The 22777-nt window shown below is 66.4% G+C and carries 24 protein-coding genes; 13 read left to right on the forward strand and 11 right to left on the reverse strand.

The genetic code is table 11. The annotated features are described in order from the left end of the window. Positions 1-173: 173 nt before the first annotated feature. A complete protein-coding gene (locus O0880_RS22385; protein ID WP_198043718.1) occupies positions 174-1067 on the reverse strand; it encodes an HDOD domain-containing protein in 894 nt (297 codons plus the stop codon). A gap of 231 nt (positions 1068-1298) precedes the next feature. On the opposite strand from O0880_RS22385, the gene O0880_RS22390 reads away from it, so the two are divergent. Further along, the gene (locus O0880_RS22390; RefSeq protein WP_289888847.1) at positions 1299-1883 is read left to right on the forward strand and encodes a DinB family protein; all 585 of its coding nucleotides are present in this window, start codon (positions 1299-1301) and stop codon (positions 1881-1883) included. 1 nt (position 1884) lies between these two features. Here the strand turns inward: O0880_RS22390 and O0880_RS22395 are convergent, their stop codons facing one another. After that, complete coding sequence (locus O0880_RS22395) at positions 1885-2277, reverse strand: VOC family protein (protein WP_289888848.1); 393 nt, start codon at positions 2275-2277, stop codon at positions 1885-1887. 83 nt (positions 2278-2360) lie between these two features. Here O0880_RS22395 and O0880_RS22400 point away from each other — a divergent pair, with 83 nt between their 5' ends. The 4 genes from O0880_RS22400 to fghA all read left to right on the forward strand — a co-directional run bounded on the left by O0880_RS22400 (position 2361) and on the right by fghA (position 5725). Further along, entirely contained in the window at positions 2361-2900 is a 540-nt protein-coding gene (locus tag O0880_RS22400) for a GNAT family protein (protein WP_289888849.1), read from the forward strand. Positions 2901-3167: 267 nt separating this feature from the next. Further along, positions 3168-3839 (forward strand): signal peptidase I, encoded by a 672-nt coding sequence (gene lepB, locus O0880_RS22405; RefSeq protein WP_289888850.1) that lies wholly within the window; start codon positions 3168-3170, stop codon positions 3837-3839. A gap of 96 nt (positions 3840-3935) precedes the next feature. Then, entirely contained in the window at positions 3936-4799 is an 864-nt protein-coding gene (locus tag O0880_RS22410; protein WP_289888851.1) for an NAD-dependent protein deacetylase, read from the forward strand. Positions 4800-4855: 56 nt separating this feature from the next. Then, positions 4856-5725: an S-formylglutathione hydrolase gene (gene fghA / locus O0880_RS22415; RefSeq protein WP_289888852.1), complete on the forward strand. Its 870-nt coding sequence runs from the start codon at positions 4856-4858 to the stop codon at positions 5723-5725. A 7-nt stretch (positions 5726-5732) separates the two neighbouring features. Here fghA and O0880_RS22420 read toward each other — a convergent pair whose 3' ends face one another. The 4 genes from O0880_RS22420 to O0880_RS22435 form a co-directional block, all read right to left on the reverse strand. Then, positions 5733-6398 carry a hypothetical protein gene (locus O0880_RS22420; protein ID WP_071324262.1) on the reverse strand — a complete coding sequence of 222 codons (666 nt, stop codon included), beginning with the start codon at positions 6396-6398 and terminating at the stop codon, positions 5733-5735. A gap of 171 nt (positions 6399-6569) precedes the next feature. Continuing rightward, positions 6570-8903, reverse strand: a complete 2334-nt coding sequence (locus O0880_RS22425; protein WP_289888853.1) for a molybdopterin cofactor-binding domain-containing protein — start codon at positions 8901-8903, stop codon at positions 6570-6572. Next, complete coding sequence (locus tag O0880_RS22430; protein WP_071324264.1) at positions 8896-9366, reverse strand: (2Fe-2S)-binding protein; 471 nt, start codon at positions 9364-9366, stop codon at positions 8896-8898. The genes O0880_RS22425 and O0880_RS22430 overlap by 8 nt, the downstream gene beginning before the upstream one ends. Positions 9367-9405: 39 nt before the next feature. Further along, positions 9406-10704 carry a cytochrome c gene (locus tag O0880_RS22435; protein ID WP_289888854.1) on the reverse strand — a complete coding sequence of 433 codons (1299 nt, stop codon included), beginning with the start codon at positions 10702-10704 and terminating at the stop codon, positions 9406-9408. A 217-nt stretch (positions 10705-10921) separates the two neighbouring features. On the opposite strand from O0880_RS22435, the gene O0880_RS22440 reads away from it, so the two are divergent. The 7 genes from O0880_RS22440 (at position 10922) to O0880_RS22470 (ending at position 16955) form a co-directional block, all read left to right on the forward strand. Next, positions 10922-12574, forward strand: a complete 1653-nt coding sequence (locus O0880_RS22440) for a Na+/H+ antiporter (RefSeq protein ID WP_071324266.1) — start codon at positions 10922-10924, stop codon at positions 12572-12574. A gap of 194 nt (positions 12575-12768) precedes the next feature. Further along, positions 12769-13350: a YfiR family protein gene (locus tag O0880_RS22445; protein ID WP_289888855.1), complete on the forward strand. Its 582-nt coding sequence runs from the start codon at positions 12769-12771 to the stop codon at positions 13348-13350. Continuing rightward, positions 13347-14618, forward strand: a complete 1272-nt coding sequence (locus O0880_RS22450) for a diguanylate cyclase (protein ID WP_071324267.1) — start codon at positions 13347-13349, stop codon at positions 14616-14618. The genes O0880_RS22445 and O0880_RS22450 overlap by 4 nt, the downstream gene beginning before the upstream one ends. A gap of 17 nt (positions 14619-14635) precedes the next feature. Continuing rightward, a complete protein-coding gene (locus O0880_RS22455) occupies positions 14636-15145 on the forward strand; it encodes an OmpA family protein (RefSeq protein ID WP_071324268.1) in 510 nt (169 codons plus the stop codon). 8 nt (positions 15146-15153) lie between these two features. Then, the gene (locus tag O0880_RS22460) at positions 15154-15648 is read left to right on the forward strand and encodes a gluconokinase (protein WP_289888856.1); all 495 of its coding nucleotides are present in this window, start codon (positions 15154-15156) and stop codon (positions 15646-15648) included. Positions 15649-15717: 69 nt separating this feature from the next. Further along, the gene (locus tag O0880_RS22465) at positions 15718-16035 is read left to right on the forward strand and encodes a DUF3144 domain-containing protein (protein ID WP_071324269.1); all 318 of its coding nucleotides are present in this window, start codon (positions 15718-15720) and stop codon (positions 16033-16035) included. Further along, positions 16035-16955 (forward strand): acyl-CoA desaturase, encoded by a 921-nt coding sequence (locus O0880_RS22470; protein ID WP_289888857.1) that lies wholly within the window; start codon positions 16035-16037, stop codon positions 16953-16955. The genes O0880_RS22465 and O0880_RS22470 overlap by 1 nt, the downstream gene beginning before the upstream one ends. 1 nt (position 16956) lies before the next feature. Here O0880_RS22470 and O0880_RS22475 read toward each other — a convergent pair whose 3' ends face one another. The 5 genes from O0880_RS22475 to O0880_RS22495 form a co-directional block, all read right to left on the reverse strand. Then, positions 16957-17499: a gamma carbonic anhydrase family protein gene (locus tag O0880_RS22475; protein ID WP_289888859.1), complete on the reverse strand. Its 543-nt coding sequence runs from the start codon at positions 17497-17499 to the stop codon at positions 16957-16959. 47 nt (positions 17500-17546) lie between these two features. Continuing rightward, on the reverse strand, positions 17547-18278 hold the full coding sequence (locus O0880_RS22480) for a CPBP family intramembrane glutamic endopeptidase (RefSeq protein ID WP_289888861.1): 732 nt from the start codon (positions 18276-18278) through the stop codon (positions 17547-17549). 99 nt (positions 18279-18377) lie between these two features. Continuing rightward, a complete protein-coding gene (locus tag O0880_RS22485; protein ID WP_289888862.1) occupies positions 18378-19598 on the reverse strand; it encodes a benzoate/H(+) symporter BenE family transporter in 1221 nt (406 codons plus the stop codon). 99 nt (positions 19599-19697) lie between these two features. Further along, complete coding sequence (locus O0880_RS22490; RefSeq protein ID WP_289888863.1) at positions 19698-21185, reverse strand: PLP-dependent aminotransferase family protein; 1488 nt, start codon at positions 21183-21185, stop codon at positions 19698-19700. Next, positions 21182-22123, reverse strand: a complete 942-nt coding sequence (locus O0880_RS22495) for a hypothetical protein (RefSeq protein ID WP_289888865.1) — start codon at positions 22121-22123, stop codon at positions 21182-21184. Before O0880_RS22495 ends, O0880_RS22490 begins: the two co-directional genes overlap by 4 nt. Before the next feature lie 174 nt (positions 22124-22297). On the opposite strand from O0880_RS22495, the gene O0880_RS22500 reads away from it, so the two are divergent. Next, positions 22298-22765, forward strand: a complete 468-nt coding sequence (locus O0880_RS22500; protein ID WP_289888866.1) for an META domain-containing protein — start codon at positions 22298-22300, stop codon at positions 22763-22765. Positions 22766-22777 lie beyond the last annotated feature (12 nt).

A 22777-nucleotide genomic window follows, 5' to 3' on the forward strand; every position in this document is an offset into this window, starting at 1 on the left:
CGCAGAGCTGTGTCGCAGTCAAAAAACACGCGGCAGCCAGCATGGCATGGCGAGATTGGAGCAAGGAACCTCCTCGGTAGCATGAGCATACGGTCGGCGTCAATAGCGGCTTGCGGACGCTTGAAGCCATTCAATTAGTTGCTACATTACTACACAATCCCGCCCTGCGGCCATCAATCCTCGTCGTCGGCCAGTTTGTCGAACACCTGCAGGTCACTCTTGCCGAGTCCGGCCGTCACGAAAGGATCGTCGGCAGGAAAGCGGCCGGTATCGACCAGCATGCGCAGCTTGCTCAAGCGGTCGCCCCGCGCCAGCGCCTGCGCCTGCGGATCGGCATCGGCCTGCCCGATCGCGCGGGTCACGGACTCCGGAAACTCCCATAATTCGGCGATCCGCACCGACAAGATACGCGCTTGCGCAAATACCTGGGCAATGAAGGCATCCGATTGCGGGAAGGCATCGGGCGCATGCATCTGGTCGATCAGCCGGAACGCCACCACCAAGCCGACATTCGACATCAGTCCCGCGAGATAGGCATCGAAGGCGTTTGCCTGCAGTGCCGGCGCGACCAGGTTGGCCGCCAGCGCGCATTTCTCGGACTGGCGCCAGATCAGCGGCGCCGTGCGTATGGTCAGCCCGCCGCTTTGCATGCTGACGATGGGACGGAAGGCGACGCGGGCGAGCAGCATGCGCATGCCGTTTTGCCCCAGCAGCATGATGGCGCCCTCCATATTGTTGATCGACGGGCTGGCGTTGTAGCGCGAGTGGTAGCAGGGCCGGTTCGCTTCGCGGTAGACCTCGGCAACGAGCACCACGTCCTGGGCCAGCTGGCGCGACAGCTGGGCCGCGCTCATGTTCTCCTCTTGCAAGGTACGCATCAACTGCGGAATGATGGCAGGAATGCGCGGCACCAGCGCAGCGCCCGCGATCGGTTCACGGGCCAGGCGCGTCAATTCGTCCAGAATCTGTTGTTCAGCCTGCTTTGGCGCCTGCGCCGAACCCGCGGCCGCCAGCCAGCGGTAGTAGATGGCATCGATTTCGCTGATGCTGGCTGGCTGCCGTGCCATCTCGGGCGCCGCCGCTGCCGCGACTGGCGCAGGCTTGTTTTTTTCGTCGCCGCCGTTCAGTAATTTTCCTATCCAACCCATTTTGCTGTCCACACCCTATATGCATCACTATCGCGACATCCGCGCCGCGATTTTACTTGATGACAGACGTGCCGGTGCGGCAGGCGTTGTCACCTGCGGCAAGCTGCTACAGTAGCGCTCTCGCCACTCCCCTGCTTTGCAAGGCACATCATGAGCAACATACTGGCCCGCTACGTCACCAGCCAGGCGTACAACAACGCCTGGGCCAACCACCGCCTGCTGAGGGTGTGCGGACAACTGACCGGCGCCGAGTTCCAGGCCACGCGCGTCAGTTTCTTCCCCACCATCCAGCTCACCCTGAATCACATCCTCACGTGCGACTGGTTTTATCTTGATGCGCTCGAACGCGAGCTGCGCGCCGAATCACCGCATCCGGATTGCCATGTCTTCTTTGAAAAGGACGAACCATTTACGCACTGCGCCGCGCTGCAGGCGGCGCAGCGGGCGTCCGATGCGCGCCTGGTCGCCCATTGCCGCAGCCTGTGCGATGCGGACCTGGCGCGGCCCGTGACCATCCTGCGCGACACGCCGCAAGTCGATACGCGCCTGCGCCTGCTGGCACACCTGTTCCAGCACCAGATCCACCACCGGGGGCAGGTGCATGCCATGCTGGCCGGCACGCGCATCGCGCCGCCGCAGCTCGACGAGTTCTTCTGTGCCGGCGAGGCGGACGAGCGGGCGCAGGATTTTCTGGAACTGGGCTGGACGGAAGACGAGGTCTGGGGAGCGCGCTGAATTATTCTTCGGCGTGGCAGCAGACGCACAGCTTGTTGCCATCGAGGTCGCGGAAGTAGGCGCCATAGTAATGGGCGTAGTAATGGGGCCGCAAGCCGGGAGGCCCTTCGCACACGGCGCCCAGCGCCAGCACGGCCTGGTGGCAGCGGTCCACCTGCGCGCGGCTGGCCGCCAGCAGGGCCGTCATCTGCCCATTGCCGGGCGCGGCCGGCAAGCCGTCATGCGGCGCGCCCAGCACGAACAGGGGGCGCGGCGCATCGCGCGCCATCCAGCCCGCCCACGGCTTGGCCGCATCATGGAATTTCTCGAGCAAGCCCAGCTCCCCCAGCAGCACTGCATAGAAGGCATGGGCGCGGGGAAAATCATTGGTGCCAAGGCAAATATGGGACAGCATGCTGCTCCTTCACAAAATCCTGCACGTATGCGGCGAATTGCGCCTATTGATTATAATGGCGCATCGCCTTTCGACCCGATCCCATGCCAGTCCCCGACCGCCTGCAGCTGCTCCCGCCCACCAGTGCCGACCTTGCCGGCTTGCTGGATTTCGAACTGGAAAACCGCGCCTATTTTGAAAGCTGGGTCACGGCCCGCGCGCCGGGCTATTACAGCCAGGAAGCCGTCGCCGCCGCCATCGAGCAGGCGCAGCACGAACGCCAGCAAGACCGCGCGCACCAGTACCTGGCCAAGCTGGACGGACAGATCGTCGGCCGGGTCAACCTGACTGGCGTCACGCGCCCCTATTTCAACAAGGCGCAGCTCGGCTACCGCATCGGCGAACGGCTCGGCGGACGCGGCTACGCCACGCGCATCGTGGCCCTGTTGCTGGAAGAAGCATTCGGCGAGCTGGAACTGTGGCGCCTGGAAGCGACGGCGCGGCCGCAAAACCTCGGCTCGATCGCCGTCATGCGGCGCAATGGCTTTCACCAGTACGGCAAGTCGGAACAGGCCATGTTCTTCCAGAATGCCTGGTCGGACTTGCTGTATTTCGAACGGCGCAAGGAGCACGCCGCCGGCTGACAGTTCCTGGTGGAAATGTGCACGTCCCCGTATCGGCCACGACTTTGTCACAGCGCAAAGCACGGCGATACTGGACGGATAGCGTCAAGGTTCGTCAATCTGCCATCGCTTGCAAAGTCCGGCATGGCACTGCGTGGCCGGCATTGCGCACCCTGCCGTGCGCGTCATTTAAGACTGGCTTCAGCTACGCCGTGCATCGTACAGATGACGCCAGCAGCAATGGCGCCCTCCCCAACGATCACCGGCACAGGCCGAAAGCGAGACACGATGAAAACATGGATGCGCGCCAACAAAGGTTTTTTGATGTTTATCCTGCTGTTCGGCGTCTTCCGCACGGCCGTGGCCGACTGGAACCCGATACCGTCGGCGTCCATGCGCCCCAACCTGCTCGAAGGCGACGTGGTCTTCGTCAACCGCCTGGCCTTCAATTTGAAAGTACCGCTGACCGATATCGTGCTGCAGCGCCTGGGCGAACCGCGGCGCGGCGATATCGTCACCTTTTCCTCGCCACGGGACGGCACGCGGCTGATCAAGCGCATCATCGCCCTGCCCGGCGACACCGTGGAAATGCGCGATGAACAGCTGATCATCAATGGCCGCGCGGCCCGCTACACGGCGCTCGACACGGCGCCTGAAACCATCGCCCACGTGGGCCAGCTGACGGCGCAGCGCATCAGCGAACGCAGCGATACCGAACAGCACCGCATCCAGGTCTTGCCGCAAATCGCGGGGGCGGCGCGCAGTTTCGCGGCCGTCACGGTGCCGGCCGAGCATTTCATGATGCTGGGCGATAACCGCGACAATAGCGCCGATTCGCGCTATTTCGGCTTCGTGCCGCGGAAATTACTGATCGGCAAGGCCGAGCGCATCCTCGTCTCGGCCGATATCGAGGATCACTGGCAACCGCGCCTGCAGCGTTTCGGCATGAAGCTGGAATAAACTGCGTGAAATAAACGGCGGCGCACGCGATGGCCGGCATGCGCGAGCGGCGCGGCCCCGCTACGGCGCCGCGCTTTTCGGGTAGCATGGCGCATCATGCACATTTTCCCCCTCGCCAGCCAGCGGCCCGCCAGCGACGATCCCGCCCTCGACCAGCTGGCGCAGTTCCTGCAGCGCCATCCGGACGCGCTGCTGCTGACGGGCGCCGGCATCAGCACGGCGTCCGGCATTCCCGATTACCGCGACACGGACGGCGTGCGGCGCGGCAACGCGCCCGTGCAAGGCCCCGACTTTCGCCGCCAGGAAGCCGTGCGCCGCCGCTACTGGGCGCGCAGCATGGTGGGCTGGCCCACCCTGGCGCGCGCCGCGCCAAATGCGGGCCACCTGGCCATCGCGCAACTGGCGCAGCGCCAGCGGATAGGCGGCCTGGTGACGCAAAACGTGGATGGCCTGCACCAGCAGGCAGGCAGCGCCGCCGTCACGGAATTGCACGGCAGCATACATGGCGTGGTGTGCCTCGATTGCCGCGCCCGCCACACGCGCCGCCTGATCCAGGAAGTGCTGGAGCGCGACAATCCGCAGATGCTCGGTGCCACGGCCACGCCGGCGCCCGACGGCGACGCCCTGCTGGAACCGTCGCAACTGGCCACTTTTCACCTCCCCTGCTGTCCGCATTGCGGCGGCACCCTGCAGCCGGACGTGGTGTTTTTCGGCGATGGCGTGCCGCCCGCCTGCGCGGCCGAGGCCGGACGCAAGATGGGCGACGCCAGCGCGCTGCTGGTGGTGGGTTCGTCCGTCATGGTGTATTCGAGCTTTCGCCTGTGCCGCATGGCGGCCGAAACGGGCAAGCCCGTGGCCGCCATCAACCTGGGCAAGACGCGCGCCGACCATTTGCTGGCGTTCAAGACCGAAGCGCCGGCACAGGACATCTTGCCTGCGTTAGCGGCCATGCTGGGCTGATCCCGGCTCAGCCGCATGCCACTCTCGTTATACTGTGGGATTGACGAGGAGAATTCATGCTGGAACTGCTGAGTGAACACGCCTGTTTTGGCGGCGTACAACGTTTTTATCGCCACGACGCGCAAGCCATCGGCTTGCCCATGCGTTTTTCGGCCTTCATTCCGGACACGGCGCCCGGCGCCACGAGTCACGCCAGGCGACCCGCCCTGTTCTACCTGGCGGGCCTGACCTGCACGGAAGAAACGTTCATGACCAAGGGCGGCGCGCAGCGCGTGGCCGCCGAGGAAGGCCTGATCCTGATCGCGCCCGACACCAGCCCCCGTGGCGCCGGCATCGCGGGCGAGAGCGAGAGCTGGGATTTCGGCGTGGGCGCCGGTTTTTATGTCGACGCCACCGAGGCGCCATGGAGCGGCCACTATCGCATGTATAGCTACATTCTCGAATTGCGCGCACTGCTGGAGCAGGAACTGGCCATCGATGCGCAGCGCACGGGCATTTTCGGCCATTCCATGGGCGGCCACGGCGCGCTGGTGCTGGCCTTGCGCAATCCTGAACTGTTCCGTTCCGTCTCCGCCTTCGCCCCCATCGCCGCGCCCAGCCAGTGTCCATGGGGCAAGAAGGCGTTTTCGGGCTACCTGGGCAGCGACGCGGCCAGCTGGCAGCAGTATGACGCCAGCGCACTGATGCGTGGTCTGCAGGGCAAGACGGCGCCGTTTCCTGACGGCATACTGATCGACCAGGGCTTGGCCGACAAATTCCTGCCCGAGCAACTGTTCCCCGACGTCTTCGAAGCGGCGTGCCAGGACGCGGTCCAGCCCCTGCAGCTACGCCGCCATGCCGGCTACGACCACGGCTATTACTTCATCGCCACCTTCATGGAAGAGCACCTGCGCTTCCATGCGCGCCAGCTGCGCGCCATCGCCTGAGTCCCCGCTACTGGGCCGTGCTGGTGTGCCCGTTGAAATGGCGCGTGTACCAGTCCGTGGCCAGCAAGGCGGCCTGGTGGCGCGTGTCGGGGCCGCCCGGTGAAGCGATCTGTTCCAGTTGTTTGTCGCAGCGCAAGGTGGCGAAGGCCATGCGGTTCAGGCCGGCCACGTCGGGATCGCGGCCGCCCACGATGAGCAGCGACGGCACGCGCACGTTTTCCAGCGCCGCCTTGCCCGCCATTTCCACCTGGCCATCGCAGACGGCCAGCGCGGCGATCTCGCTGCTGCGCCAGGCCGCCAGCTGCATCACCACGGCCGCGCTCGTGCCATAGCCATACAGGCCGCACGGCAGGCGCCGCGTGGATGGATCGACTTGCAGCCAGCCCAGCGCTTTTTCCAGCTGGCGCGCCAGCAGCACGATATCGCTGCGCACGAAATACGCATGGCCATTGCTGCCGCCGGCCGGCGCGATGCCGCCCTGGTCGAAGCGCAGGGTGGCGATGCCCGCTCGCAGGAAGTCTTGTGACGTGGCATGGCTGGAGGCGCCCAGATAGTCGCTGTCGGCGCCGGCGCCGTGGGCAAACAGGACGATGCCGACCGGGCGCTCGGGCATGTCGAGCACGCCATCCATTTGAAGTTCATCGGCCGTGATGCTGACAAATTGTTCTTGCATGGTTGCCTCCGCTATCGAGCTGGAATCAAGCTGCTATGAAGCTGATTTTGCCGGGCCGGGCGCAGCCTGCACGCCTTGAGCGGCAACCTTCAGTGTACCAGTCTGCGCCCGTTTCTGCGCGCCCGTTCTCGCCTGGACTGCGCGGCAGGCAACAATTGCAAAACAGCAATTTTAAACGGCTCCATGCCGGTCCAACCCCTTCAGCACGGCTTCCGGACGGATCGGCAAATGCCGCACGCGCGCAGCCACTGCCGCAAAGATGGCGTTGCCGATGGCGGGCGCCACGGCCGTGGTGGGCGGCTCGCCCATGCCCGTCGCCGCCTGCGTGCTGCTGACGAATTCGATGTCGAGCTCCGGCACGTCGGCCATGCGCAGCGGCGTGTAGGTATTCAGGTTGGTATCCTTCACTTCGCCATTCAGGAACGCCGTGCCTTCATGCAAGGCCATGCTCACGCCCCACAGCGCCCCGCCTTCCGCCTGCGCCAGCGCGCCATCGGGATCGACGATGGTGCCGGCGTCGATCACCATGGTCAGTTTCTCGACTTTCACCATGCACGTGCCGCGGTCCACCCTGACGCGGGCCACGCACGCCGTCCAGGTCGGCATGTCGCGCTCCTGGCCGAACGTGGCGGCGATGCCCAGGCCCGTGTCGGGCGGCATGGCCGTGCCCCAGCCCGCCTTTTCCGCCGCCCGGCGCAGCACGTGGGCCAGGCGCGCGGCGCCGCCGACGGCGTTCGGCGCGCTGCCGCCGTTGCGCCCCGTCGCCTGCAGCAGCGACAGGCGGAACGCCAGCGGGTCGACCTTGGCCGCCTGCGCCGCCTCGTCCATGAAGCTTTCCACGGCCCAGTTCGTCCAGCCCGGCCCCACGGAGCGCAGCCAGCCGGGCCGGAAACTGCTGTTGGCCAGGTCGTTCGACACGGCCCGCACGCGCTGCGCGCCCACCGTGTACCAGTGGTCGGCGCCGGCGATGGCGAACGGGTCATACGGATGGCCCTGCTTATCCTTGGCCAGCAAGGCCGGTATCATGGCTTGCGTGGGCCAGCCCGCGCTCGCCTCGTGCACCATGGCCGCCACCTTGCCGTCGCCATCGAATGCCATGCGCAGGTGCTGCACGGAAGGCGAACGGGGCGAATCGAAGCGCGCATCGTCGGCGCGCGTGCAGATCATCTTGACGGGGCGCCCGACGGCTTGCGCCGCCAGCGCGGCCGGCACGCAATAATCGCCGTTCAGGCGCCGCCCGAAGCCGCCACCGAGCAGATAGGTATGCAGCATCACCTGGCTTTCCGGCACCTTCAGGGCCTGCGCGAGGACAGGCAATATCAGCGATTGCCACTGGTTGCCCGCATGAATATGCCAGACGCCGTCGATTTCCTGCGCCACGGCATTCACCGGTTCCAGCTGGAAATGCAGCACCGTGCCCGTCGTGTAGTGGCGTTCCAGTTTCAGGCTGGCATCCTTGAACGCCTGCTCCACGCCGTCATCATCGACCACGCGCGCGCCCAAGGTGGCATCGGCCAGCTGCTTGGTGGCGTAGTTGACGATATCCTGCTCCGACACGTGGGCAGCCGCGCCGGCCCGCCATTTCACCTGCACCAGCTCGGCCGCGCGCACGGCGGCCGCATACGTTTCGGCAATCACCATGACCCAGCCGGGCACCGTGCCGCTGGGGTCTTGCAGGGCCACGCTGCGCAGGTAGCCCCTCACTTTTTTGGCCGCCGCATCGTCGATGGACACCACCTTCGCGCCATAGCGCGTGGGCGGTATCTTCGGGCGTGCATACAGCATGCCCTCGATGTGCGCATCGATGCCGTACACGGCCGTGCCATCCGTTTTCGAGGGGATGTCCAGTGCCTGCACGGGCTGGCCGACCAGGCTGCGCTGCTGCGGCGTCTTCAGCACGATGGCTTGCAGCTGCTCGGGCGTATAGTGGCGCGCCAGCTTGCCACGGCGCACGATGTCGCCATAGGCAATCGACCGCCCCCGTCCATGCACCATGCCCAGTTTCGCATGGCAGGCGGAGACGGGCACGCGCAGCAGGCGCGCGCCCTCCTCGACCAGCGCGAGGCGGCCGGCCGCGCCGGCACGGCTGAGCGGGTCGAAATTCTGCCAGACGGACCAGCTGCCGCCCGTCACCATCAAGCCCCATTTCGGGTCCGTGTCGACGTAATGCAGGCGTACCTTGCTCCAGTCCGCTTCCAGCTCGTCGGCGACGATGCGCGCCAGGGCCGTGCCGATATGCTGGCCCATTTCCGCCTTGGCGATATTGACCGTGATCACGCCGTCGACATCGATGCCAAACCAGATGCTGGGATCGAACACGGGCGCGGCCGGCATTGCGGCCGGCGCCGGCGCCGCGCGCGTCTTTGCCGCGGCCAACGACGTATCGGCGCGCAGGAAAGCCAGGGTAAAGCCCGTGCCGGCGGCGGCGATGAGGAAACCGCGCCGGCCCGGCGAAGGAGGACGGCCGGTGCCTTCTTTTGGCAACTTGCCTGGAAATTCAAGCATGCGGCGCCTCCTGCGGCATGCCCGCGGCCAGCTTGATGGCCTTGCGGATGCGCACATACGCCATGCAGCGGCACAGGTTGCCGCTCATGACGGCATCGATATTCGCGTCCGTCGGCTGCGGATAGTCTTTCAGCAAGGTGGCCGCCTGCATGATCTGGCCCGACTGGCAATAGCCGCACTGCGGCGCCTGCGTGGCGATCCACGCCTGCTGCAGCGGGTGCGTGCCATCGGGCGACAGGCCTTCGATGGTGGTGATGGCGCAGCCGGTCACGGCCGCAATCGGCGTGATGCACGAACGCATGGCGCGCCCATCGACGTGCACGGTGCAGGCGCCGCACATGCCGATGCCGCAGCCAAACTTGGTGCCCTTCAGATGGGCCTCGTCGCGCAGCACCCACAGCAAGGGGGTGTCGGCATCGACGTCGGTGCTGAAGGGCTGGCCATTGACGGTAATATTATGCATAAAGTCTTTCAATTTCAATCACTTGGCGGCGCGCGTGCATCACTTGGCGGCGCGCGTGCGCGCCACGGCCGCTTCCAGATTCGTCCAGGCCGGCTGGTGGCTGCGGCTGCGGCGCAGGTAGGCGGCCAGCTGGGCCACGTCGTTGTCCGTCAGCGACTGGGCAAAGCCCGGCATCAGCACGCCAGGCATGGCTTCATCCTTGCTGATGCCGCGCAGGATCACCTGGATCAGGTTGGCGGGATCGGGCGCGCTGACGGCGCTGTTCAGGCTCAGTTCCGGGCGCAGGACCACGGGCCGGCCATCGCTGTTCGAGTGGCACGCGGCGCAGGTCGCCACGTACAGGCTGGCGCCGCGGTCGTTGTCGACCAGGCTGACGCGCTGCGAGCGGGCGATGCCGGCCTGCACCACGGCGTCCACGTCCACCTGGCGCTGCTCGGCGCCGGCCACGCCGGCAAAATACACGGACAGCGCGCGGATATCGCTGTCCGGCGAGGCGCCCATGCCTTCGTGCACGACTGCCGACATGGGACCGGCCGCCACGCCATGCAGGGCCGTGGCGCCCGTGCGCAGATAGGTGTACAGCTCATCCTGCGTCCACGGCAATGGCGCCGTGTTGGCGCTGTTCAAGGCCGGCGCATACCAGTGGTCGATGGCCGCGCCCAGGTAGGGCGAGCCGGCGATCTCGGCGCCCAGCGCATTGCGCGGCGTGTGGCAGGCGGCGCAGTGGGCCAGGCCCTCGGCCAGGTAGCGGCCCCGGTTCCAGTCCAGGCCTTGCGCAGGATCAAGCTGATAGCTGGCCGGCTTGAAGTACAGCAATTTCCAGCCGGCCTGCAAGGCGCGCAGATTGAGCGGGAACGGCACCGTATTGGCGGGCGCGGCCGCATACACGGGCGGGCGCGTCATGAAATACGCATACAGGGCCGTCAAGTCCGCGTCCGAGACGAGCGTGAAGTGCGTGTAGGGAAAGACGGGGAACAGGTGCGCGCCGTCGCGGCCCACGCCTTCGCGCATGGCCCGCTGGAAGGCCGCCAGCGACCAGCGGCCGATGCCCGTCTGCGTGTCGGGCGTGATGTTCGTGGCGTGTATCGTGCCGAACGGCGTGGCCAGGCCGCGCCCGCCCGCGTAGTCGGCGCCCCCCTTGGCCGTATGGCAGGCGGCGCAATTGCCCATGCCGGCCAGGATGCGGCCTTGCTCGACCACCTGCGGGGAAAACGCCGTGGCGGCGGGCGGATTGCCGGGCGCCAGCGCGGGGCGCCAGTAATACAGATAGGCGGCCAGCGCCGCCACGGTGAGCAGTGCCAGCAATAGCAGCAGGCCGGTGAAGATCTTTTTGAGCAAAACAGGAATCCGGTAAGTGTCCAGGCACGCGCGCCGGCCGCACGCGCATGGCAGCGGCGGCAGGGCCGATTGTTACAATCTTACCGCGATTGTGACTTGTTGTATGTACGCAATGACACCTGGTCCGCCCCGCCTTCCCGCCGCAGCGCGCACAGCCCGCTTGCGCGGCCAGCCGCCGCCACACCTTATAATCACCGTTTCAGCACCTGTTCCAACCATGCATACCGTCACCATCATCCTCATCCTCGTCCTGACCGTCGTCCTGTGCGGCTTCATCGCCCGTTCGCGCTGGGTCAGGCTGCCGCTGCCCCTGATCCAGATCGCCGGCGGCACGGGATTGGCCGTGTTTGGCGTGCAAGTGCCGCTCGATCCCGACATTTTCTTCCTGCTCTTCATCCCGCCGCTGCTGTTTCTCGATGGCTGGCGCATCCCGAAGGGCGCCTTCTTTTCCGATGCGCGCTCGATCCTGATGCTGGCCATCGGCCTCGTGCTGTTTACCGTGCTGGGCATGGGCTTTTTCATCGACTGGCTGATCCCCAGCGTGCCGCTGGCCGTCGCCTTCGCGCTGGGCGCCATCCTGTCGCCGACCGACCCCGTGGCCGTGTCGGCGATTGCGGCCGGCAACCCGATCCCGCCGCGCCTGATGCACATCCTCGAAGGCGAATCGCTGCTGAACGACGCTTCCGGCCTCGTCTGTTTCACGTTTGCCGTGGGCGCCATGATGACGGGCGGCTTTTCCATCGGCGCCGCCTCGCTGAGCTTTCTGCAGGAAGCGGGCGGAGGCATCGTCATCGGCCTGGCCATCTCATGGGGCGTGGGCCTGGCGAATAAATGGCTGGTGAGCAAGGTCGGCGAGGAACCGGGTCTGCAGATCCTGATCAGCATCCTGATCCCGTTCGCCGCCTACCTGGGCGCCGAGCAGATCCACGGCTCGGGCATCCTGGCCGCCGCCACGGCCGGCGTCTCCATGCATTACGCCGACCTGATCGGCCGCCCCCTGGCCGCCACGCGCACGCAGCGCAAGGCCGTGTGGGATACCGTGCAACTGGTCTTGAACGGCGTGATCTTCGTCATGCTGGGCGCGCAACTGCCCACCACCGTCGCCGGCTTGCCGGCCGCGTCCGCCGAAGTGGGCGCCGGCAGCGCCTGGAAGCTGCCCCTGTTCGTCGTCGCCATCACGGTGGGGCTGACCTTCATGCGCTTCATCTGGGTCTTCATCTCGATGAAGCTGACCCTGTTCAAGCACCACAAGAAAATGGCGGGCGAACCGAAGGACGCAGCGCTGCTGGCGCGCCCCAGCCTGCGCCTGCTGCTGGTGGCCTCGTTTGCGGGCGTGCGCGGCGCGCTGACCTTGGCCGGCATCCTGACCCTGCCGTTGTTTTTGCCTGACGGCAATCGTTTCCCTGCGCGCGACCTCGTCATCTTCCTGGCCATGGGCGTGATCCTGCTGTCGCTGCTGCTGGCCAGCGTGACCCTGCCCCTGCTGACCAAGGGCCTCGTCTTCGCCCCGCCCGCGCGCCGCTCGACGGAAGAGCGCAACGCGCGCGCCGCCGCCGCCGAGGCCGCCATCGCGCGGCTGGAAAAAATCTGCGCCGGCATCGACAAGGATGACAAGCAGCAAGTCGTCACCGAGGCCTCCAACCGTCTGATCGAAGCCTACCGCCGGCGCCTCGCGTATGGCGAAAGCAGCAACGACGAAGCGACACGCATGCAGGAGCTGGCCAGGGCCGAGCGGGCGCTGCGCCTGGAAGCGCTGAACGCGGAACGCGACGAGCTGTTCCGCCGACGCATCTCGGGCGAGCTGGACGACACCATCCACCTGCGCCTGCTGCGCGAGATCGACTTGCTGGAAGCGACATTGGAGGAATAGCCACAGTCCGGCCCGGCTACAGCCATGTTGACGTGCAATTCTCATGGTAAAGAATGCAAGTTTTCACATTAGTGTTTATAATGCAAGGTTATATCGCACAATTGATTTACTTTCAGCACGCAGTTCCGTACAGTCTGTGTTGATGAGTAGCAGTTTGAGTAGCCATCCCGACCTGAATAAAGACACTCAAAGCCGTGCCTTCCTCTCACTGCCACCGGCAGCGCACCGCGCCGCCCGCACTGCTCGCCGCCCTGCTGCTGGCCTCGCTGTTCGCCTGCGGCATGCTGGCGCCCGCCACGGCGTGGGCGCAGGGTGGCGCCGCAGCGGACGCCAGGCGCCAGGCCGACGTGGCGCAAGTGTTGTTCGGCATCATCAGCTATGTGCGCTGGCCCGTGGCGCGCCCCGAAGTGCGCGTCTGCATGGTCGGCACGACCCGCCATGGCGCGGCCATCGTCGACACGCCCGCCTCGAGCATGGGACAACGCATCCGCGTGAAAGTGCAGCCGGTAGCGGGCGCCGTGCATGAATGCGACGTCGTCTACATGGGCAGCCTGCCGGAAAACGAACGCGAACTACTGCTGACGCAGATCATCGGCAAGCCTATCCTGTCGGTCAGCGAACCGGGCACGGCCTGCCCCGTGGGCACCATGTTCTGCCTGCGCCTGCTCGATGCGCAGCTCGGCTTTGACGTCAACCTCGACGCCATCGCCCGCAGCGGCCTGCGCGTGCATCCGAACGCCTTGCAAATTGCACGTCGCAAGGGACCCCAGCCATGAACCTCCGACTACGCGGCAAGCTGGCCGGAAAACCGCGTCCCACGCTCGACAGCGTGCTGCGGCGCGCCCACCTGAGCGTGTCGCTGATCGCCGTGCTGGCGGCCGGCCTGACCCTGACGGCCGTGGCGCTGCTGGCCCTGCGCGTGTATTCGGACCAGAACCTGCGCCTGGTGGCGCGCTCGATGAGCTACACGGTGGAAGCGGCCGTCGTCTTTGGCGACCCCATGGCCGCCAAGGAAGCGCTGGCCTTGATCGGCGTCAATGAAGACATTGACCGGGCGCAAGTGAGCGGCAAGGATGGCAAGGTACTGGCCCGCTGGGAACGGGGCGAGCACGGCACCCGCTACTACATCGAACGGGCGCTGACGGGCTGGATGCTGCCCGATTCGCTGACCTTCCCCATCACGCACGACGACAATGTGATCGGCAGCATCAAGCTGGTGCCGCACAGCCGCAGCCTGCTGCCCTTCCTGTTGAGTGGTCTCAGCTGTTTGCTGGCGTGCCTGGCCCTGAGCCTGATCGTCGCCGTGCGCCTGTCGCGCCGCATGGAAACGGAAATCACGGCGCCGCTGCGCCACCTGGCCGAGACGGCGCACCGCGTGCGGCGCGACCGCTCGTTCGAGCTGCGCGTGCCGGCCGCCAATATTGCCGAACTGAACCAGATCAATGACGACTTCAACGCCCTGCTCGACGAGCTCGAGGCGTGGCAAAGCCATTTGCAAAAGGAAAATGCCTCGCTGTCGCACCGCGCCAACCACGACAGCCTGACGGGTTTGTCGAACCGCGCCTTCATGGAAGCGGAACTGGAGCGCGCCATCATCGACGCGCGGGTCGGCAACGGCAAGGTGGCCGTGCTGTTCCTCGACAGCGACCGCTTCAAGTACATCAACGATACCTTCGGCCATGCCTCGGGCGACCGCGTGCTGGTGACGATCGCCGCGCGCATCAAGCAGCAGTTGCGCGAAGGCGACCTGGTGGCGCGCCTGGGCGGCGACGAATTCGCCATCGTGCTCAAGCCGCTGCGCAGCAGCGCCGACGCCATGCATATCGCCGACAACATCATCGCCGCCATGTCGCACGCCATTGAATTACCAACAGGAAACAGCATCGTCACCTCGCTGACCATCGGCGTGGCCGTCTTCCCCGATCACGCCATCGACGCCGTGTCGCTGGTGGGCGCGGCGGACGAGGCCATGTACCGCGCCAAGCAGGCCCAGCGCGGTACGCGCCAGGTGGCACGCCTGCCGCACACCCACACCCACCCCTGACCACAAGGAGCATCACCATGCAATGCATCTACAAGCAGTTACGCCTGGGCTTACTCGCCCCCTTCCTCCTGATGCTGGGCCTGCTGACGGCCTGCCAGAGCGCGCCCGAGAAAAAGCCGCTGTTCAACGCCGAGCAAGTCGCCGTCCTGAAGGAGCAGGGTTTCAACCAGACGGACGAGGGCTGGGAACTGAGCTTCACAGACAAGCTGCTGTTCGAATTCGACGCCGCCAAGCTGACGCCGCCCAGCCGCAGCGCCATCCAGAAGATCAGCGCCGCCCTGCTGAAAGTGGGCATCACGCACATGCGCGTGGAAGGCCATACGGACAATGAAGGCACGGAAGCGTACAACAACAAGCTGTCGCTGGCGCGCGCCAACGTGGTGGCCGACGCCATGAGCGCGACGGGCGTGCCGCGCGACAACATCACCGTGAAAGGCCTGGGCATGAGCAAGCCCGTGGCCTCGAACGCCAGCAAGACGGGCAAGGCGGAAAACCGCCGCGTGACCATCATCGTCTCGGCGCCGTGAGTGCCGGCATGCCCGCCGTGCGCTGGGTCGTGATGGGCGTGTCCGGCTGCGGCAAGAGCGCCGTCGGCAGCCTGCTGGCCGGCGCGCTGGGCGTGCCGTATGTGGAAGGCGACGAGCTGCACCCGCCCGGGAACGTGGCCAAGATGAGCGCCGGCGTGCCGCTCGACGATGGCGACCGGGCCGGCTGGCTGGCCGCCTTGCGCGAACACATCGCCACGGCCAGGGCCCAGGGCAGCGGCCTGGTGGTCTCGTGCTCGGCCCTGAAGCGCGCCTACCGCGACCTGCTGCGCGAAGGCGATCCCGCCCTGCGCTTTGCCCACCTCGACGGTCCGCGCGACGTGCTGGAACGCCGCGTGCAGCGGCCCGGCCATTTCATGCCGCCCAGCCTGCTCGACAGCCAGCTGCGCACCCTGCAGCCGCTGCAGCCAGACGAGTCCGGCATCGTGCTCGACATCCGCCAGCCCCTGGCCGTGCTCGTGGAACAGATCCTGCAAGCGCCCTGAAGCATTGCGCGCGGCTGGACAGCGCGCAGCCCGCTGTGTAGACTGACGCGCACTTTCATGAGGGATTTTATGAGCACACCAAGCACCAAACCAGCGCCGGGCCCGGAATTCTGGGAGCGCGCCGACCAGGTCATCGCCCTGGCCAATGAACAATGCATGCACAGCGGCGGCAATGAAGTGGCCACTTCGCTGCTGTACGCGGCCGCCCGTTTCAACGCCTTCCTCGTCGCCAGCAAGAGCAATGACGTGGCCAAGATGCAGCAGGAAAAGGAAGGCGCCGTCGCCTTCTTCACGGAACAGTACAAGCGCATGCTGACCGACAACTTCAACGACTACATCACCAATTTCGACAAGTACACGCAACCGTCGTCGGCCCCCAAGGGCTGATGTCCGCAGCCAGCCTGGCCGGCCACCGCGCCCGCGCCACGCACGCCGACAGCGTGCTCAATGGTTCAGTACGCTATGCGCCGCTGCAATCGCTGTGGCTGATCGCCATGCTGGCCGGCACGCTGTGCGGCGCCCTCCTCGCCTTCAGCTGGACCGGTCTGGCGCTTTTTCTCATCAGCACGGCCATCGTTCTGCTCTTCGGCCATTCCCTCGGCAGCCATAGAAAACTGATACACGACAGCTACCGCTGCCCCCGATGGCTGGCATACCTGTTCGTGTATCTGGGCGTGCTGGTAGGGCTCAGCGGACCGCTGGGCCTGCTGCGCCAGCATGAACTGCGCGACTATGCGCAGCGCCTGCCCGATTGCCACCCGTATCTGCGCCATGGCGGCGGCTTCTGGCGCGATGCCTGGTGGCAACTGCATTGCCGCCTGGACCTCGACCATCCGCCGCAGATCGCCATCGAGCCGCGCATCGCGCACGACCGTTTCTATCGCTTCCTGGAAGCGACGTGGATGTGGCAGCAGCTGCCATGGGCCATCCTGTTCTTCCTGTGGGGCGGCTGGGGCCTGGTCTGCTGGGGCGTGTGTGCGCGGGTCAGCGCGGGCGTGCTGGGCCACTGGCTGATCGGCTACTTCGCCCACAACCATGGCCAGATGCATTTTCATGTCGATGGCGCCGCCGTGCAGGGCAGGAATATCCGCCTGACGTCGCTGCTGACCATGGGCGAATGCTGGCACAACAACCATCACGCCTATCCGGGCTCAGCCAGGCTGGGCCTGCTGCCGGGCGAATGGGACCCGGGCTGGTGGGCGCTGCTGTTGCTGCGACGCATGGGCCTCGTATCCGGCCTGCGCCTGCCGCAAGACCTGGCGCCGCGGGCGGAACTGCGCCGCCTCGACGACGCCAGCGCGAATTGAATCAGGCGTCGTCCCGGCCTGCCAGGTAGTTGTTCTTCACGCGCACATAATGTTCGGCCGAATAGCGCAGGTAGGCGATCTCGGCCTCGGTCAGCGCGCGCACCTTGGCGGCGGGCCGGCCCACATACAAATGCCCGCTTTCCAGCACCTTGCCCGGCGACACCAGGCTGCCCGCGCCCAGCATCACATGCTTTTCCACCACCACGTCATCCATGACGATGCTGCCCATGCCGATCAGGCACTCGTCGCCAATCGTGCAACCGTGCAAGATCACGGAATGGCCGATGGTCACGTACTTGCCGATGGTCAAGGGCGAACCATCGGGCTTGGCCGCATTCTTGTGTGACACATGCCCCATGGAAAAGTCCTGGATATTGCTGCCCTCGCCGATGACGATGCGGTTGACGTCGCCGCGCAGCACGCTGTTGCACCAGATGGAACAGTCGTCGCCGATCTGCACATCGCCGATCACTTGCGCCGTGTCATGCAGGTACACGCGTTCGCCCAGCACGGGACGGGTATTCAGGTAGGAACTGACAGGCATCGCATTTTCACTTTCATTCACTCTTGATTAATGGTCAACAACAAACATCATACCCAGCCGGCCGCCAGCGCAAAAATCGCCAGGCCATGGGCCAGGGAAGCCCCCAACAAACCGGCACGGCAATATACCAGCCCCGCCACCACGCCTTCGATCACGGTAAACACGAGGATGGGCGCGCCCACCTGCGTGACGGTGGTGGCGAGGAAAGCATGGCACAGGCCAAACAGCAGGCCCGACACCAGAGCCGCGCGCCAGGCCGGCAGCCAGGCGCGCAATTGCTGCTGCAGCAAGCCGCGAAACAGCAATTCTTCATACCAGTTGGCCGCCAGCGCAAAGCCCAGCAGCAAAGGCAGCATGGAAGGCGCCACGGGCGCCAGCGACGGCAAGCCAGCCAGCGTCTTCAGGACCATGGCCAGCCCGACGATGAGCATGGCGCCGGCCGCGCCCAGCAGCACGGACAGCAGCGGCCGCCTGCCCATCCAGCTGATCTGGCGGCGCGCCTCGCTTTCCAGCCAGCACGTACTGGCCACCAGCCCCAGCGACATGGCCGCCAGCACCAGCAAGACCAGCGGCGGCGCCGTGAAGCGCAAGCCGCCTGCCGCCACCTGCCAGTAGCCGTGCGCCGTCATCGCGTCGCGCGCCAGCACGAAGAACAGGATATGCACGAGCACGCGCAGCAGCAGCACAGTACCTTGCGTTGCCAGCAGCAAGGCGGCGCAGACGAGGAAGGCGGGCGTGATCGCCAGCAGGTACTGCGCCAGGGAAGTGATCTCGGGCATCGTTCAATTCAAGTCGACAGCAAGGTGCCAATGGGCACGGACGACTGCAATTGTATGCGGCGGCCGGGGCCTTGGGCGAAAAATCGCCCAGGGCCCCGCTCAATGCGCCACCGCCTTGCGCCAGCCATGCATCAGGCCATGCGCCGCCAGCCCGGCCGCCAGCCCCCACAGGGCGCCCCCCACGCCCAGCACGGTGACGTTCGCGGCCGTGGCCAGGAAAGTGATCAGCGCCGTCTCGCGCGTGCGCGCGTCCGCCATGGCCTGCGCCAGGCTGTTGCCGATGGCGCCCAGCAGGGCCAGGCCCGCCAGGGTCGTGATGAAGGTGCGCGGCAAGACCATGAACAGGCTGGCCAGGGTGACGCCGAAAATGCCCACCGCGATGTACAGCACGCCGCACGCCAGGCCGGCGATATAGCGCTTCGACGGCTCCGGATGCGCATCCCTGCCCGTGCAGATGGCGGCCGTGATGGCGGCCACGTTGAACGCATGCGCGCCGAACGGCGCCATCAGCAGCGAACCGAGTCCCGTCACCGTCAAAATGGGATTGGCGCTGACGCGGTAACCATCGTTGCGCAGCACCAGCATGCCGGGCATGTACTGGCCCGTCAAGGTGATCAGGAACAGCGGCAGCGCCACGCCCAGCAGCGACGCCACGGAAAAGCGCGGCATCTCGAACACGGGCGCGGCCAGGGTCAGGGTTATGCCCTGCGCGTCGATGCGCCCCTGCGCCAGCAGCAAGGCCACGCCGATCAGCATGATGCCGACCACGGCGTAGCGCGCCGTGAAGCGGCGCAGCACGGCATACGACAGCAGCAAGACCGCCACCAGCAGCGGATCGGCGCTGGCGCCGCCAAACGCGTTCACGCCGAACTGCAGCAGGATGCCAGCAAGCAAGCCGGCCGCGATGCCGCCCGGGATCAGCCGCACCAGGCGCTCGAACGCGCCCGACATGCCCAGCGCGATGAAACCGATGGCGGAAAGCAGGTAGGCGCCGATCACCTCGGCATACGGCGTGTGCGGCATGACGGTGGCCAGGAAGGCCACGCCCGGCGTGGACCAGGCCGTGATGACGGGCGCGCGGTAGCGGTAGCTGAGCCAGATGCCCGTCACGCCCACGCCGATGCTCAGCGACCAGACCCAGGACGCCGTCTGCGCCGCGCTGAGCTGCGCCAGCTGGGCCGCCTGGAACACCAGCACGAAAGTGCCGCCATAGTTGACGAGGACGGAAATGCAGGCCGCCATGGTCGGCGACACCAGATCCTGCCAGCGCAGCCGTCCTGCCGTCGCTGCCGTTTTTTCGATTGTTGCGCTTGTCGTCATGCGGAATGCTCCCTTGCCTGTGAAAGAGGGCATCTTAATGCCGGCATGGACTGCCCAGACAGGCCAATTTCCCGACATAAAGCAGACCACTTTCGCGTTTCAGCCCAGTGCGCGCGCCAGGCGGGCGATGCCGCTGTCGATCTCGTGCGGGGTCAACGCCGCAAAACCCAGCAGCCAGCCACCGCGCGTCGGCGGCCGCGCATACAGGCGGCTCAGGCCCGGCAGCACGATGCCGGCCCGCGCCGCCAGGCGTATCGTTTCCAGCTCCGCCCTGCCCTCGTGCAGCAGGCAAGGCATCTGCAAGCCGCCCGGTGGCAGCTGTGCCGCGACGACGTGCGGCAGATGCCGCTGCACGGCCCGCGCCATCGCATCGCGGCGCACGGCATAGAGCTTGCGCATGGCGCGCAGATGGGCCGCGAAATGGCCATCGGCGATGAAACGGGCCAGCGTCAGCTGGTCCAGCTGCGGCGTATGGCCGTCGAGGATGCTGCGCGCGGCCGTCATCGGCGCGACGAGGACCGGCGGCAGCACCATGTAGCCGATGCGCAGCCCCGGATACAGCGACTTGGCGAAGGTGCCCAGATAAATCGTGCGCTGCTGCCGGTCCAGTCCCTGCACGCAAGCCGTCGGCAAGCCCGCGTAGTGAAACTGGCTGTCGTAATCGTCTTCGATGATCCAGCCCTGCCGCTCGGCGGCCCAGGCGGTCAGCGCGAGGCGGCGCTCGAGCGCCAGGGTGACGCCCGTCGGATACTGGTGCGACGGCGTCACATACACCGTGTTGGCGCCGCTGCGGTCGGCGCGCAGGCTGTCCATGCACAGGCCGTGCGCATCGACAGGCACGGGAACGACCGTCAATTGCGCCATCTCGAAGGCCTTGCGCGCGCCGAAATAGCCGGGATCTTCCATCAGGATCGGAGCATGCGCGTCGGCCAGCACCTGCGCGCACAGGTACAGGGCCTGGCGCGTGCTGCTCAGCACCAGCACCTGGCCGGCCGTGGCCCGCGCGCCCCGCTCCAGGTTGACATAGTCGGCGATGGCCTGGCGCAGCGGCTGCGCGCCTTGCGGGTCGCCGTGCAGCAGCACGCTGGCACGGTGTTCGCCCGCGGCCTGGCGCCGCAGCCGCTCCCACACATCGACGGGAAAGGCGCGCGTTTCCGGCAAGCCCGTGGCAAACGCCTTCACGCTTTGCTGGTCGGCCACGCCGCCGCTGGCGAGGATTTGCGCGCCCCTGGCGCTGAGCGCCACCGGCGGCGCAGGCAGGGCTGGCCGCGCCGCCGACGGTGCGTGCCTGCCCGCGCCCAGCAAGCTGGCGCCTATCGATTCCGAGACAAAACTGCCCGCTCCCGCCTGGCGCCGCACATAGCCGTCCAGGCGCAGCTGCGCATACGCCATTTCCAGCGTGTCGCGCGACACGCCCAGCGATTGCGCCAGCACCCGCGTGGCAGGCAGGCGCAGGCCGGGCGCCAGCACGCCATCGAGTATCAGCTGGCGCAAGGCGCGCTGCACGCGCACGCGCAAGTCGAGCGCCGCCAGTTCGGGAGCGGCGAGACGGATTTTCAGGGTGTCGAGCTCGAACCGCGCCGTCATGTCGCCTTCGGCCCGGCGCCGGCGGCCGTCACGGCGGCCACGCTGCTGGCGTGCGAAAAGCCATGCTGCTGCAGCACGGCCACCAGCTGCTCGCTGGCGCAGCCCAGGCGCAGGTTTTCCGCCACCCAGTCCTGCCACTCGCGGCTGACGTCCGGCATGGGCTCGGGCGCCAGAGCGAGGCCGAGTATGCATTGGGCCAGCAAGCCGTTGATGCGCTTCGTGTCGATCAGATGCTGCACCACCGCGTGGCCCGAATGGGGAAACGGATGCAGGGTGCAGTTGCCAAAGGCGGCCAGGCGCTGCGCGTGCATGGCGTCAAGGTTCACCGATTCGCTGGCACTGGCGCCCGCATTGGCGACGTCGGGCCGCGTGCCGAACACCAGGTGCAGCTGCGTATCGGCCGTCGCCCTGGCGCGGCACAGGGCGGCCAGGTCGTAGTAGCCCGAGCGTGGCGGGTCCTGCGCCAGCGACTCCATCACGGACAGCCAGCGCAGCTCGTGATACAGGCGCGCCTGCTCCACGTCAAGGAAAGACAACGGGCCGAAGGCGACGATCTGCTGCGCCTCGAGCAGCAAGCCATACATGACGGCCGCGTACGCGCCCATGGACTGGCCGAGGGTGGTGACCTGACTCGGCGCGATGCTGCGCACGAGGTCGCGCAAGGCTTGCGCCGTCTCGTCCACATGGCTGCCCAGGCCGGCGATGCGGCGGTGATACCAGGCGTTGCCCGAATCGCGCACGAGTATCTTGTTCAGATGCTGCCCGCTGGCCTGCTCCAGCTTTTTCAGCCTGCCGTAAAAGTCGAAGGCCGGACGCGTCGTCCACGAAACGAAGCCGAAGGCGATGACCAGCGGCGCGCCGGGCACGATGCGGTCCACCAGCACATCGTCGCCAGTGGTGGCGACCAGTCGGTTATCCAGCGCTTGCGCTTGCAGCATCGGCCCCGCTCCCCGATAAAAGTGAAAACAGCAGAAAGCATGAGTTTAATGCCAGGACTGGCAAAATGGAAACATTTGCCGCAGCGGTACGCAGGCCGGCGCGGGAAAACTGCTAGTCTTGCGAACATTTCCCTTGAATAGCCTTTTAAATACCCTTTTACACAGGAGACTTCCATGCTGCATCGCCTCACGCATCGCCTCAAATACCTGCCCCTCGCGGCCGCCATCGCCATGGCCGGCGGCTGCGCCGTGACGAACGACGGCGCCGCGCCGGGCACCGACCTGACGCCCAGCTACAGCCTGACGAACACCTACTGGAAGCTGACGGAGCTCGATGGCGCCCCGGTGGTCATGGCGCCGGAGCAGGAACGCGAAGTGCGCATCACCCTCACCGACGAGGGCAGGGTCCACGGATTCACGGGCTGCAACCAGGTCATGGGCGGCTACACGTTGGCCGGCACGGCCCTGCGCTTCACGCAACTGGCCGGCACCCGCATGGCGTGCCCGCCGTCTTTGATGCAGCTGGAAAACGCCGTGCTGGCCAAACTGAACAGCGTGACCGGCTACCGCTTCGATGGTGAATTCCTGGTCCTGCTCAAGGATGGCGCGCCCGTGGCCAGGTTTGAATCGGTCTACCTGTGAAATAAAAATCGA

Origin of the sequence: Janthinobacterium sp. SUN118 (assembly GCF_030397695.1) — a bacterium.
In the GTDB taxonomy this organism is placed as follows: domain Bacteria; phylum Pseudomonadota; class Gammaproteobacteria; order Burkholderiales; family Burkholderiaceae_D; genus Janthinobacterium.

Coding starts and splice junctions, on each gene's coding strand:
- O0880_RS22460 (WP_289888856.1), top strand. CDS start 15,154: ATGCCCGCCGTGCGCTGGGTCGTGATGGGCGTGTCCGGCTGCGGCAAG.
- O0880_RS22420 (WP_071324262.1), bottom strand. CDS start 6,398: ATGCAAGAACAATTTGTCAGCATCACGGCCGATGAACTTCAAATGGAT.
- O0880_RS22470 (WP_289888857.1), top strand. CDS start 16,035: ATGTCCGCAGCCAGCCTGGCCGGCCACCGCGCCCGCGCCACGCACGCC.
- O0880_RS22480 (WP_289888861.1), bottom strand. CDS start 18,278: ATGCCCGAGATCACTTCCCTGGCGCAGTACCTGCTGGCGATCACGCCC.
- O0880_RS22440 (WP_071324266.1), top strand. CDS start 10,922: ATGCATACCGTCACCATCATCCTCATCCTCGTCCTGACCGTCGTCCTG.
- O0880_RS22465 (WP_071324269.1), top strand. CDS start 15,718: ATGAGCACACCAAGCACCAAACCAGCGCCGGGCCCGGAATTCTGGGAG.
- O0880_RS22425 (WP_289888853.1), bottom strand. CDS start 8,903: ATGCTTGAATTTCCAGGCAAGTTGCCAAAAGAAGGCACCGGCCGTCCT.
- O0880_RS22490 (WP_289888863.1), bottom strand. CDS start 21,185: ATGACGGCGCGGTTCGAGCTCGACACCCTGAAAATCCGTCTCGCCGCT.
- O0880_RS22390 (WP_289888847.1), top strand. CDS start 1,299: ATGAGCAACATACTGGCCCGCTACGTCACCAGCCAGGCGTACAACAAC.
- O0880_RS22430 (WP_071324264.1), bottom strand. CDS start 9,366: ATGCATAATATTACCGTCAATGGCCAGCCCTTCAGCACCGACGTCGAT.
- O0880_RS22395 (WP_289888848.1), bottom strand. CDS start 2,277: ATGCTGTCCCATATTTGCCTTGGCACCAATGATTTTCCCCGCGCCCAT.
- O0880_RS22400 (WP_289888849.1), top strand. CDS start 2,361: ATGCCAGTCCCCGACCGCCTGCAGCTGCTCCCGCCCACCAGTGCCGAC.
- lepB (WP_289888850.1), top strand. CDS start 3,168: ATGAAAACATGGATGCGCGCCAACAAAGGTTTTTTGATGTTTATCCTG.
- O0880_RS22450 (WP_071324267.1), top strand. CDS start 13,347: ATGAACCTCCGACTACGCGGCAAGCTGGCCGGAAAACCGCGTCCCACG.
- O0880_RS22455 (WP_071324268.1), top strand. CDS start 14,636: ATGCAATGCATCTACAAGCAGTTACGCCTGGGCTTACTCGCCCCCTTC.
- O0880_RS22500 (WP_289888866.1), top strand. CDS start 22,298: ATGCTGCATCGCCTCACGCATCGCCTCAAATACCTGCCCCTCGCGGCC.
- O0880_RS22495 (WP_289888865.1), bottom strand. CDS start 22,123: ATGCTGCAAGCGCAAGCGCTGGATAACCGACTGGTCGCCACCACTGGC.
- fghA (WP_289888852.1), top strand. CDS start 4,856: ATGCTGGAACTGCTGAGTGAACACGCCTGTTTTGGCGGCGTACAACGT.
- O0880_RS22475 (WP_289888859.1), bottom strand. CDS start 17,499: ATGCCTGTCAGTTCCTACCTGAATACCCGTCCCGTGCTGGGCGAACGC.
- O0880_RS22485 (WP_289888862.1), bottom strand. CDS start 19,598: ATGACGACAAGCGCAACAATCGAAAAAACGGCAGCGACGGCAGGACGG.
- O0880_RS22385 (WP_198043718.1), bottom strand. CDS start 1,067: ATGGCACGGCAGCCAGCCAGCATCAGCGAAATCGATGCCATCTACTAC.
- O0880_RS22410 (WP_289888851.1), top strand. CDS start 3,936: ATGCACATTTTCCCCCTCGCCAGCCAGCGGCCCGCCAGCGACGATCCC.